Below are 11,022 nucleotides of genomic sequence, written 5' to 3'. Positions count from 1 at the left end.
GAAATTAGCCACCTGGCTAAGTTAAAGGCAGAAGGCCTTTATTTTTTTGCCCAAATTTGAATGAGTAAAACAAAAAATAGGCTTTTAGAAGAATTTTACTTCTAAAAGTCTATTTGTCTACAGTCTGCACCTAGTTTAACTAGGAAAGTTAATTTTAACGCAAGTCAACACAGAATCGTCTTAAGAAAATAAACCTGACGTTTACAAGTTCACCGCTAAGAAATTTTGCGAAGCCCTTTTTTTCGCAGCGTAGCTTGAAAGGATAAACAACAGGCTGCCAACTGCTAAAATTGGCAGCTGACGTAGTTGGTCAGCCCAAGCGATGGAATCCAGCCAAGGTAGCAGATGAGCTAGGCTTTCTCCGATAATAGCGACGATAGTGGCGGGGATAATTGCCAAAATAAAGCTTTTGCCAGCTTGATAGGCCGTTTGAAAAAAGAGCGGCAAAAACAACCAGTTAAAAACGGCAAAAATAAACAGACCAATCCCAAAAAAGGCCACATTAGCCTCGATTCCCACTGGATTGCCAATGCTTCTCAGATATAAGAGGCGGATAAAAGCAAAGGGGACCGTGAAGAGTAAAGCGAAAATTTCTGATGCAATTAAGATAGTAAATTTGCTGGTGACAACATCGACTTTTTTGATCGGCAACAGGGCAGTGTAATAAATATCGTGGGTTTCTCTGGCATACAGCAAGTTAACAAAATTGCCGATGCAGACAAAGAGGAACACCATGCTATACGGATAGCCGGGGACTAACACCAAGGCGCCCATCAAAGAGAAAACAAAGAGATTCGGGTGCCCGGCTAAGCGGATTTCTTTTTCCAATAAATTAGAAATCATAATGTTTACCCTCCATTCGGACCATAATTTCTTCTAAAGAGAGGTCAGCTTCAGTGGGCGCTTCCTTTAAGTATTGAAAGGAAGCAACAAATTCGGTTTTTTCGGCGGCTTGAATCAGCCGCCCCTCTTTTAAATAAACAATTCGATCAGCAGATTTTTCCAAATCCGAGGTAATATGGGTGGAAAAGAGTATTCCTCGACTACCGTCGGCCGTCAATTGTTTAAAAATAGCCAATAAATCATCACGGGAGACCGGGTCAAGACCGCTTGTCGGCTCGTCAAAAATAAAAAGTTTTGCTTGATGGGACAAAGCCAAAGCAATATTGTATTTGACCTTCATGCCTGCTGAGAGCTCCTTGATCTTTTTTTCCGGATTCAAACCAAACAGCTGCATGTATTTTTGATAGGTCGCTTCTTGCCAGTTGGGATAAAAACGCTTGATGGTAGCTGTAATCACCTTAAGCTTTTTTTCTTGATAATAATCAACACCCCCAAGGACGACACCGGTTTGCTGTTTCCAAGCAATTTCTTGGGTAAGCTGGTCTTTACCTAATAGCACAATGTTGCCCTGGTCGATGGGAATCAAATTTAAAATGGCCTTCAACAAGGTGGTCTTGCCGGCGCCGTTTGTACCAATCAAGCCGACGATACTGCCGGCGGCGATTTGTAGCGAAATATCCGCCAATGTAAAGCTAGGGTATTTTTTTGTCACCTTTTCGACTGTTAAAAGTTCCATCGTTAGTCCTCCTTTTTAGCTAGCAGGGTTTCAAGGCTATGGCCGGTCCAACGGAAAAAAGAATCGGCAGTTAAAATAGCAATGCCAGCTGTAGCGGGATTGCTGTCTCCTAAGACCACTAAAGTATCGCCGCCTTTGATATTAAAGGTCTCACGGGCTTTTTTTGGTAGCACGATTTGGCCCCGGTTGCCGACAGTCACTGCGCCAAAGATATGTTTGTTCAAAGGGGCGATTGGCAGGCCCGCTTGGTCGCTATCGTGACGCACCAAATCATTTAATGAAACGGTGTATAAATCGGCCAAAGCCGCACAATTTAGTAAATCTGGCAAACTGTCGCCATTCTCCCACTTGGCAACTGCTTGGCGGGAAACGCCAATTTTTTCAGCGACATATTCCTGTGACCATTGATTCTTCTGTCGCAGATAGCGGAGGTTTGCGGCGACAATTTTTGTTTGATTATTCATACTTTTCACACCTTTCATACTTTGACTATACTTGAATTTTTAACAGTCGAACACCACCTGCTGTTAACGAAAAATGTCAGCTTTAGTTGCTTCTAGTTTACCAAAAAAATCGCTAAGACAACATCTGACTATTTTATAGCGAAACGTCTTTGTTTGATTAAAAAAACAGCGCTAAAACTTTTTTGCTTGAAAGATGATTTTTCTACAATGTAAATAGATGTTGCTATTTTCAGTAGCGAGACGAAATTTTGAAAAATTTTGAGTGGGCTGAGTTTAAAGTATGCTAGTTTTCAAACAGATAAAACAGCGGAAGTATATTTAGAGCAGGAAAACGGACTTTTTGATACTATAGAGATATTACAATGAAAACAGGAGTATATTATGGAAAAAAATCGTTTAATGGCCTTCTTAGGGGGAAAGACTTCCTATTTTGTGATTGGCTTAGTGGCGCTGTCGGCACTAGCTGTCTTTTTACTGAACCAAATTTCCTATATTTTTAATCCCTTGGTGACAATTGTCTTAACTGTCATGCCGCCGGTGATTTTTGCGGGAGTTTTGTACTATGTGTTTAATCCCTTGGTGAGTCGGCTTTCAAAGAAAATATCTCGGACTTGGGCCGTCGCCATTGTCTTTTTATTGGCATTACTGGTTCTCGGCTTAGCAGGGGTGCAGGCGGTTCAAGTGATTAGTAGTCAAGCGCAGGAATTAGTTCAGCAGCTGCCGGATTTATTTGATAATTTTCAAGCGGAGATTGAAAGCTTCTTTGCTTCAACCCCCTTTGACAATCAAGTAACGCAATTAGTGGATTCAATGGATAAAATTGTCACAGATGTCACAGGTTACGTGGCAGATAACTGGCAGGCGGGAGCTTCAAGTTTGGGCAATATTTTTTCCGCAGTTTCTTCCACCTTGGTGACCTTGTTCACGGGACCGATTATCGCCTTCTTTTTGCTGAAGGACCCACAGAAATTTTATCAAGCGGTTTTACGGATGATTCCGCCGGGCTTTCGTCCTGATTTTAAAAAATTGACCAGAATTGCCAATCAGCAGTTGGGGGATTATCTTAAAGGCCAAGTGATTGCTTCACTGGTTTTAGGTGTCATGTATTGGATTACTTTCTTGTTAATCGGGTTGAATTATGCGACCGTCTTGGCGGTAGCGGCGGGAATTTTGTGTATCATTCCCTATGTTGGACCTTTTATCGCTTTCTTGCCAGGGTTATTTATCGCCTTTCAAGACAGCAGCTTTATGGTCATTAAATTTTTGATTGTCTGGTTTGCCGTCCAACTGCTCCACGGCGATTTAGTCGTGCCACGGGTGATGGGGGACCGGCTGAAAATTCATCCAATCACAATTTTAGTGGTGTTATTGGTGATGGGGGATCTTTTAGGCTTTGTCGGCGTGATTTTTGGTATCCCGATTTATACCTTGATTAAGCTAGTTGTCGTTTACCTCTTCAGCCGCTTTAAACAGCGTTACAATCGCTTCTTTAAAGATAAAGGAACCTATGAAGATAGTGAATTTTCTGAAGAGGATTATTTAGAATAAAGGATTAGAAAGGTTGTCTATGGTTATTTTTGTTGTTGGTATTTTAGCAGTTGGTCTTTTAATTTGGTTCTATCGAGCGCTACTAAAGCAATCCCAAGAGCCCAGTGGTTTATTAGGCAAATGGATGATGCGGTTATGGAATCGGGTTTATTTGCCGATGGTTGCTTGGAGTTTGCAGCAGGTGAGCGTATCAGCACCTCAAAAAATTTTAGATGTCGGCGTCGGTAACGGCGCCTCCAGTCATTATCTAGCGCAACTATTTCCAACAGCGGAGGTAGTGGGCATCGATATTTCTAAAACCGGCATCGCACTGGCCCAAGAAGAATTTGCGGTTGTTGGGCTGACTTTTGCAGTTGCCAATGTTGAATCGTTGCCCTATCCGGACAATCATTTTGACTTGATTACTGTCTATCAAAATCATTTTCACTGGGAAAATTTAGAGCAGGGTTTGTCAGAATTAGAGCGTTTGGTTACGCCATCAGGAAAAATTTTAATTTGTTGTGAGGCTACTAAGGTCAGCTATTACTTGAAGGAGTTCAGTAAAGGCGCAGCATTTGCAACCTATTTGGCAAAGCTCGGCTTAGTGTTGCAGTAGACTCAGCAGCATCGGGGCTGGGTCCTTTACGAAATAAGGAGAAAATAAATGACAGTCAAAGATTATTATCAGGAAATACAGCAGCCCTGGGGCGAATTATTTTACAAATTATTGTTTCAACAGTTGGAACAAAGCTTGCCTGCTGGCGGCCGGATTTTAGATTTTGGTTCAGGCTTCGGCAAAACGGCGAGCTTTTTAAGCCAAACTCATCAAGTAGTCGCCTACGAACCCAATGCTGAAATGCTGCCGCTGCGACTGGCCGCTGACCAATACCGACAGTTGACGGGTAGTTTTGCCGAATTTGAGGCAGCTATTAGTCAACAGGCAAAATTTGACGGAATTTTGCTGCATAATGTGCTGGAGTATGTGGCCCTTGAAGAGCGGCCCAAAGTTTTAGCTCTGCTGCAATCCCGCTTAAATCCGGGTGGAAAAATGTCTATCGTCAAGCACAATCGCAATGGAACAATTTTTGCCAAGGCGGTCCTGCAGGATGATCCAGCACTAGCTTTGTCAATTATTAACGGCGGTGCTTCCCGTTCCGCCAATTTTGGAACAGTGGCGGTCTATGAAACGGAGTGGCTGGCAGAAGTATTGCAGCCGTTAAAGGTAGCGGAGCATTTTGGCCTGCGAACTTTTTTTGGCTTGAGTCAAAATACCGAAGTCAAATATACAAAAGCATGGCAGGAAGCGATGTTTGACTTGGAGGAAAAAGCCAGCCAACAGGCAGAATTTATTGCTGTTGCGATGTTTAATCACTTGATTTTCAGCTAAAAACAAAAGCACGGTAAACTTTTTTGAAAAAAACAATTGACAGGAAAGCGCTACCGTGCTATTCTGAATTCATAAAATAGAAACGTTTCCAAAAAAAGGTTTTAAAAATCTTTTATGAGGGAAAGTTAGAGCTATTATTTTTTTAAAACAAAAATGGAAACGTTTCTAAAACGAAGTGAGGGAGTCTGATGGAAAAAGCTCTGCCGATTGAAAAAGTTGATAAAAAAAAGGAAAAAGCCCAGAAGCGGGAGAAAATCAAAAAACGCTTAAAGCGGGACAAGTGGTTGTATTTCTTAATGGTACCGGGAATTTTACTGACGCTGGTCTTTAAATATTTCCCGATGTACGGCGCCTTAATCGCCTTTAAAAATTACAATCCATTATTGGGAATTTTAGGCAGTCCTTGGGTTGGGTTAGAACATTTTAGAGATTTTATATTTTCGCCGAATTTTACAAATTTATTAGGCAATACCTTGAAGCTGAGTGTTTATGGTTTGCTGTTAGGCTTTATCCCGCCAATCTTTTTGGCACTGGCTTTAAACCAAATCTTAAATAAGAAGCTTAAAAAGAAACTGCAATTAATTTTGTACGCACCGAATTTTATTTCGGTGGTGATTATTGTTGGGATGCTCTTCTTATTTCTTTCTGCTAACGGCCCGATTAATGGTCTAGTAGAAAAAATTACCGGTCAGCCAATCATGTTCATGTCTAATCCAGCGTACTTCAGGACCATTTACATCTTGTCCGGTATCTGGCAGGGAATGGGTTGGTCATCTATTCTATATACGGCAACCTTAGCCGGTGTCAGTTCGGATTTATATGAGGCGGCCAATATTGATGGTGCGAATATTTTGCAAAAAATTCGCCATATCGATTTACCGGCCTTAAAGCCAGTGATGGTGATTAGTTTTATTTTAGCCGCGGGGAACATTATGAATATCGGCTATGAAAAAGCTTATCTGATGCAGACTTCTATGAATATTCCAACTTCGGAAATTATTTCGACTTATGTCTATAAAGTCGGGCTGCAATCTGGTGATTATGCCTATTCAGCGGCTGTTGGTTTGTTCAACATGATTATCAATGTGATTTTATTGCTGTTGGTTAATGGAATCGTCAAGAAACTGAATGAAGGCAAAGGCTTATAGGAGGAAACAAGATGAATATGCAGATGTATTCGCAATTTGATAAAAGAATTTTATGGGTTAACCGCATCATTATCTTTTTTCTGGTGACGATTACGATTTTACCCTTGGGCTACGTGGTGATTGCCTCCTTTATGGATCCGTCAACGTTAATCAGTCAGGGCATCAGCTTGAATCCAGCCGATTGGACAATTCAAGGCTATCAACGGGTGTTTGCCGATGATTCGATTATTCGCGGCTTTGTTAACTCGCTGTTTTATTCCTTTACCTACAGCGTTTTAACCGTTTTTATCACCATGATTACCGCCTATCCCTTATCGAAACCGGATTTATATGGACGTAAAATTTTGATGACCTTCTTTGTCATCACGATGTTTGTCGGCGGCGGCTTAGTACCGACTTATTTATTAATCAAAGACTTGGGTATGTTGAACTCTGTTTGGTCAATTATTATCCCGGGAGCTGTCAATGTGTGGAACATCATTATGGCCCGGACTTATTTTAGTGGTCTGCCAAAGGAATTGTCAGAAGCTGCAACAATTGATGGCGCTAATGAATTGCAGATTCTTTTTAAGGTGATGCTGCCGTTAGCCAAGCCAATTATGTTTGTCTTATTCCTATATGCCTTTGTCGGCCAATGGAATTCTTACTTTGATGCGATGATTTATTTGAAGGATCCCGATTTACAACCGTTGCAATTAGTCTTACGGAATATTTTGATTCAGAATCAACCGTCGACAGACATGGTTGGCGCTAACACAGCGATGGCGGAGATGAAACAAATTGCGGAGTTGATTAAGTATTCAACGATTGTCATTTCTAGCTTGCCGCTGATTGTGATGTATCCCTTCTTCCAAAAATATTTTGAAAAAGGTGTTTTAGTTGGCTCAGTTAAAGGATAAACTAAAAAATTTCTCAGGAGGATAAAATGAAAACAAAACCGATGATCTTCAGTGCATTATTAATTTCCAGTCTAGTCTTAGGCGCCTGCGGGGGTTCTGACAGCGCCACTTCAAGTCCAGATTATGAACTAACGGATGTGACTTTTCCTTTAGAAGAAAAAGTGACACTAAAAATGCTCTCACAAGGAGCAGCCTTGGCGCCGGATGATCCCAACGATAAATTAATTTTCCAACGAATTGAAGAGGATACCAATGTGCATGTGGATTGGACAAATTACAATGCCGATTTCGTGGAAAAAAGAAATCTCGATATTGCCAGTGGAGAATTACCAGATGCCATCTTTAATGCCGGCGCTAGTGATTATGATTTGCTCAGCTGGGCTGAAAGCGGCGTGATTGTACCGGTGGAGGATTTGATTGACCAATACATGCCCAACTTGAAAAAGATTTTTGATGAAAATCCTGAATACCGCCAATTGTCAACCGCACCGGATGGCCATATTTATTCCTTCCCTTGGATTGAAGAATTAGGAGAAGGCAAAGAGTCGATTCATACCGTCAATGATATGGCCTGGATTAATGTCGAGTGGCTAGATAATTTAGGCTTGGCTATGCCGACGACGACGGATGAGCTGATGACGGTTTTAGAGGCTTTTAAAACGCAAGATCCTAATGGTAATGGTGAAGCCGATGAGATTCCCTTCAGCTTTATCAACGATGGCGGCAATGAAGATTTGAAACTCTTATTTGCAGCCTTTGGCGAAGGCGACAATGATGACCATCTGATTGTCGACAATGACGGCAACGCCCAATTTACCGCAGATAAAGAGGGCTATAAAGAAGCGATTAAGTATTTTAATGAAATGTATGACAAAGGCTTGATTGACGCAGAAGCTTTTGAGCAGGATTGGAATACTTATGTGGCAAAAGGTAAAGAGCACGAATACGGCGTTTACTTTAGCTGGGACAAAGCCAATATCTCAGGCGACAATGACAGCTATGATGTCCTGCCAGTTTTAGCCGGACCTGATGGCACGAAACATGTGACAAGAACCAACGGCATTGGTTTTTCCCGTGACCGTTTTGTGATTACCAGTGCCAATCAGAATTTAGAATTAACCGCTAAATGGGTCGATAAAATGTATGAGCCTTTACAATCTGTGCAAAATAACTGGGGCACTTACGGCGATGATACCCAGGCTAATATTTTTGAATTAAATGGCGATATGCTGACCCACTTACCTTTAGATGGCGAAGCACCCGGGGAATTACGCCAAAGAACAGAAGCAGCTGGACCATTGGCAATTCTTGATAGCTACTACGGCACGGTTACTACGATGCCAGATGATGCTGCGTGGCGTTTAGATTTGATGCATGAAAATTATTTACCATATATTTCCAATGAAAATAATTATCCGAAAGTCTTTTTAGAAAAAGAAGAAACCGATCGTTTAGCCAAAATCGAAACGGATATGTGGGATTACATTTACCGCAAACGGGCGGAATGGATTACCAATGGCACTATCGATCAAGAATGGGACGAGTATTTAGCAGAATTAGAGCGGGTCGGCATTGACGAATGGCTGGAAATCAAACAAGCCGGCTATGACCGCTTTGTTGAGGGGACTGAAGCAAATTGATGAATTTAACAACGGCTGAAGATTTATTGCAGGAAGCCAATCGCTATGTGGCAAAAAATAAGGCGGGGGTCAACCCCCGCTATCGCCATCAATTTCATTTGATGGCTCCAATTGGTTGGATTAATGATCCGAACGGTGTGGTCTATTTTAAAGGCGAGTATCATGTTTTTTATCAACACAATCCCTTTGATTCTGCGTGGGGCCCGATGTTTTGGGGGCACGCCAAATCGAAAGACTTAATCCATTGGCAGGAGTTGCCTATCGCTTTGGCGCCGGACCAATGGTATGACCTTGACGGTTGTTTTTCCGGCAGCGCCATTGAAAAAGATGGCAAGCTGTATCTCCTTTACACTGGCCATCGAGTGATTGACGGACAAACCTATCAACGCCAGTGTTTAGCCGTTTCTGATGACGGCATTCATTTTAGCAAATCAGCACAAAATCCGGTGATTGCTGAAGAACTCTTAGGCCAGCATGGAGAAATTAAAGATTTTCGTGATCCGAAAGTTTTTCAAAAAGGCGATAAATATTATACGGTAGTAGCTAGTAAAACGCCGCAGGAAACGGGCCGAATTTTGCTATTCTCTTCGGATAATTTGACGGACTGGCAGTTTGTTTCAGTAGTTTTAGAAGGCACTCCAGAGCAGGGCATCATGTGGGAATGCCCCGACTTATTTCATTTAGACGGCTCAGATGTCTTAATCATTTCGCCAATTCAAATGCCACAGGCCGGTTTAGAATATCATAATATCAGTTCGACGGTGGCTTTTATCGGGGAGATGGATTGGCAGACAGGGAAATTCCAGACTGAAAATTACCACGAGATTGACCGGGGCTTTGACTTTTATGCCCCGCAAACTTTAGAAGATGATAAGAAACGGCGAATTATGATTGCTTGGATGCAGCTGTGGGATCGAGCAATTCCTAGTCACGATTTAGGACATGGCTGGTCAGGAGCGATGACTTTGCCGCGAGAATTAAAGGTTAAAAATCAGCGCTTAATCCAAAAGCCGATTTCTGAAATTTATGCCAATATCGAATATTTATATGGCGTTGAAAATTTGGTGGTGGCCGGCGAAGCCCTCCGCTTAAAAAAAATTATGGGGGATAATACCTATTTGCAGATGGTCTGTGATTTATCTGCCAGCCAAGGATTTGTTTTAGAATTGGCCAAAAACCAAGAGTCTGCCATTCGTCTCAGCTATGATAAAGGGAGCGAAATTCTAACTTTAAGTCGGGAAAACTTCGGCTATGAGCTTCTTGGTGCAGAAAAAGAGCCGCTGGTTAGCCGCAGTGTGCAGGTACCTTTAATCAATCAATGTCTGACCCTTGAAATTTTCCGGGATACTGCTAGTTTAGAAATTTTTGCCAACGCACTGGAAACTTTGACGATGACCTTTTATGAAAAGACGGCTGGTCAGGAAATGGCCTTTGAAGCTGATGGGCAATTAACAATCCAGTCCCTTGAGATTGGTCGGGTGATTTAATGCTCTTAGGTGCAATCGAAGCCGGTGGGACGAAATTTGTTTTAGGTGTCGGCACTCTGGCAGGGGAAATTATCGCCAAAACCACCTTAAAAACAGAAAGTCCAGCTGTGCTTTTGCCGAAAATAAAAACTTTTTTTATCGACTATGAGCTAGCTGCCGTTGGCGTCGGCAGCTTTGGTCCGCTGGATTTAAATCCCAGCTCAAAAAGCTATGGCTTTATCACCAATACGCCGAAATTAGCCTGGCAAAATTTTGATTTATTAGGCAGTTTAAAAAGCAGTTTAGATGTGCCGATTTTTCTGACGACAGATGTGAATGCCTCTTGTTTGGGAGAGAAAACCTTTGGCGCATTCCAAGACTATACTAGTCTAGTGTATTTTACGATTGGCACAGGAGTTGGCGCTGGCGGTATCCAAGGCGGGCAATTTATTCAAGGTCTGTCCCATCCGGAAATGGGCCACATGCTGCTGCGGCAACATCCCGCTGATTTATATGCAGGAAATTGTTCCTTCCACCAAAATTGTCTGGAGGGCTTAGCCAGTGGTCCGGCGATTGCGGCTCGAGCTGGTCAAGCCGGTCATTTATTGGCTGAAGCTGACCAAACGTGGGAATTTGTCAGCGACTATCTAGCTCAGGCGGTCTTTAATGTGTCCTTAATTCTCAGCCCAGAGGTGATTATTTTTGGCGGTGGTGTGATGAAACAAGCGCAACTGCTGCCGAAAATCCGCCAAAAACTGGCGCTGCTCAATCAAAATTATTTGAGCCTGCCAAATTTAGACGATTATCTGCAAAGAGACAGCTTGGCTGATTTACAGGGCTTATTAGGCTGTATCGCCTTAGCGCAACAGCAACTGTCGCCAACAAAAATGGCGAACCGCTAGTTTTTTTAAA

General features: G+C 42.3%; 11 protein-coding genes. 8 read left to right on the top strand and 3 right to left on the bottom strand.

The window, feature by feature from the left end; genetic code table 11:
• Positions 1–201: 201 nt before the first annotated feature.
• The 3 genes from ACYSNU_RS16515 to ACYSNU_RS16505 are packed head-to-tail and all read right to left on the bottom strand — an operon-like array spanning position 202 to position 2,043.
• Positions 202–843 carry an ABC-2 transporter permease gene (locus ACYSNU_RS16515; protein ID WP_461738266.1) on the bottom strand — a complete coding sequence of 214 codons (642 nt, stop codon included), beginning with the start codon at positions 841–843 and terminating at the stop codon, positions 202–204.
• A complete protein-coding gene (locus tag ACYSNU_RS16510) occupies positions 833–1,579 on the bottom strand; it encodes an ABC transporter ATP-binding protein (RefSeq protein ID WP_461738265.1) in 747 nt (248 codons plus the stop codon). The genes ACYSNU_RS16515 and ACYSNU_RS16510 overlap by 11 nt, the downstream gene beginning before the upstream one ends.
• Positions 1,580–1,581: 2 nt before the next feature.
• Entirely contained in the window at positions 1,582–2,043 is a 462-nt protein-coding gene (locus ACYSNU_RS16505; RefSeq protein ID WP_461738264.1) for a helix-turn-helix domain-containing protein, read from the bottom strand.
• 381 nt (positions 2,044–2,424) lie between these two features.
• Between ACYSNU_RS16505 and ACYSNU_RS16500 the strand changes: the two genes are divergently transcribed.
• The 8 genes from ACYSNU_RS16500 (at position 2,425) to ACYSNU_RS16465 (ending at position 11,012) form a co-directional block, all read left to right on the top strand.
• Positions 2,425–3,591 carry an AI-2E family transporter gene (locus tag ACYSNU_RS16500; protein WP_461738263.1) on the top strand — a complete coding sequence of 389 codons (1,167 nt, stop codon included), beginning with the start codon at positions 2,425–2,427 and terminating at the stop codon, positions 3,589–3,591.
• Between the two features lie 19 nt (positions 3,592–3,610).
• A complete protein-coding gene (locus ACYSNU_RS16495) occupies positions 3,611–4,186 on the top strand; it encodes a class I SAM-dependent methyltransferase (protein ID WP_461738262.1) in 576 nt (191 codons plus the stop codon).
• A 48-nt stretch (positions 4,187–4,234) separates the two neighbouring features.
• Positions 4,235–4,957 carry a class I SAM-dependent methyltransferase gene (locus ACYSNU_RS16490; protein ID WP_461738261.1) on the top strand — a complete coding sequence of 241 codons (723 nt, stop codon included), beginning with the start codon at positions 4,235–4,237 and terminating at the stop codon, positions 4,955–4,957.
• Between the two features lie 188 nt (positions 4,958–5,145).
• Positions 5,146–6,105: an ABC transporter permease gene (locus tag ACYSNU_RS16485; RefSeq protein WP_461738260.1), complete on the top strand. Its 960-nt coding sequence runs from the start codon at positions 5,146–5,148 to the stop codon at positions 6,103–6,105.
• Between the two features lie 11 nt (positions 6,106–6,116).
• Positions 6,117–7,004 (top strand): carbohydrate ABC transporter permease, encoded by an 888-nt coding sequence (locus tag ACYSNU_RS16480; RefSeq protein ID WP_461738259.1) that lies wholly within the window; start codon positions 6,117–6,119, stop codon positions 7,002–7,004.
• Positions 7,005–7,030: 26 nt separating this feature from the next.
• Positions 7,031–8,644 carry an ABC transporter substrate-binding protein gene (locus ACYSNU_RS16475; RefSeq protein ID WP_461738258.1) on the top strand — a complete coding sequence of 538 codons (1,614 nt, stop codon included), beginning with the start codon at positions 7,031–7,033 and terminating at the stop codon, positions 8,642–8,644.
• A complete protein-coding gene (locus ACYSNU_RS16470) occupies positions 8,644–10,131 on the top strand; it encodes a glycoside hydrolase family 32 protein (protein ID WP_461738257.1) in 1,488 nt (495 codons plus the stop codon). The genes ACYSNU_RS16475 and ACYSNU_RS16470 overlap by 1 nt, the downstream gene beginning before the upstream one ends.
• Positions 10,131–11,012 (top strand): ROK family protein, encoded by an 882-nt coding sequence (locus ACYSNU_RS16465; RefSeq protein WP_461738256.1) that lies wholly within the window; start codon positions 10,131–10,133, stop codon positions 11,010–11,012. The genes ACYSNU_RS16470 and ACYSNU_RS16465 overlap by 1 nt, the downstream gene beginning before the upstream one ends.
• The last annotated feature ends 10 nt before the right edge of the window (positions 11,013–11,022 follow it).

The sequence above is a fragment of the Enterococcus sp. LJL120 genome (genome assembly GCF_054871765.1).
The sequence above is the reverse complement of the archived record's forward strand: the minus strand, read 5'-3'. Positions and strand labels throughout refer to the sequence as shown.

Bases quoted from the DNA above. Each gene is read 5' to 3' on its own strand.
- ACYSNU_RS16470 (WP_461738257.1), top strand. From the start codon at position 8,644: ATGAATTTAACAACGGCTGAAGATTTATTGCAGGAAGCCAATCGCTAT.
- ACYSNU_RS16480 (WP_461738259.1), top strand. From the start codon at position 6,117: ATGAATATGCAGATGTATTCGCAATTTGATAAAAGAATTTTATGGGTT.
- ACYSNU_RS16515 (WP_461738266.1), bottom strand. From the start codon at position 843: ATGATTTCTAATTTATTGGAAAAAGAAATCCGCTTAGCCGGGCACCCG.
- ACYSNU_RS16495 (WP_461738262.1), top strand. From the start codon at position 3,611: ATGGTTATTTTTGTTGTTGGTATTTTAGCAGTTGGTCTTTTAATTTGG.
- ACYSNU_RS16475 (WP_461738258.1), top strand. From the start codon at position 7,031: ATGAAAACAAAACCGATGATCTTCAGTGCATTATTAATTTCCAGTCTA.
- ACYSNU_RS16490 (WP_461738261.1), top strand. From the start codon at position 4,235: ATGACAGTCAAAGATTATTATCAGGAAATACAGCAGCCCTGGGGCGAA.
- ACYSNU_RS16465 (WP_461738256.1), top strand. From the start codon at position 10,131: ATGCTCTTAGGTGCAATCGAAGCCGGTGGGACGAAATTTGTTTTAGGT.
- ACYSNU_RS16510 (WP_461738265.1), bottom strand. From the start codon at position 1,579: ATGGAACTTTTAACAGTCGAAAAGGTGACAAAAAAATACCCTAGCTTT.
- ACYSNU_RS16500 (WP_461738263.1), top strand. From the start codon at position 2,425: ATGGAAAAAAATCGTTTAATGGCCTTCTTAGGGGGAAAGACTTCCTAT.
- ACYSNU_RS16505 (WP_461738264.1), bottom strand. From the start codon at position 2,043: ATGAATAATCAAACAAAAATTGTCGCCGCAAACCTCCGCTATCTGCGA.
- ACYSNU_RS16485 (WP_461738260.1), top strand. From the start codon at position 5,146: ATGGAAAAAGCTCTGCCGATTGAAAAAGTTGATAAAAAAAAGGAAAAA.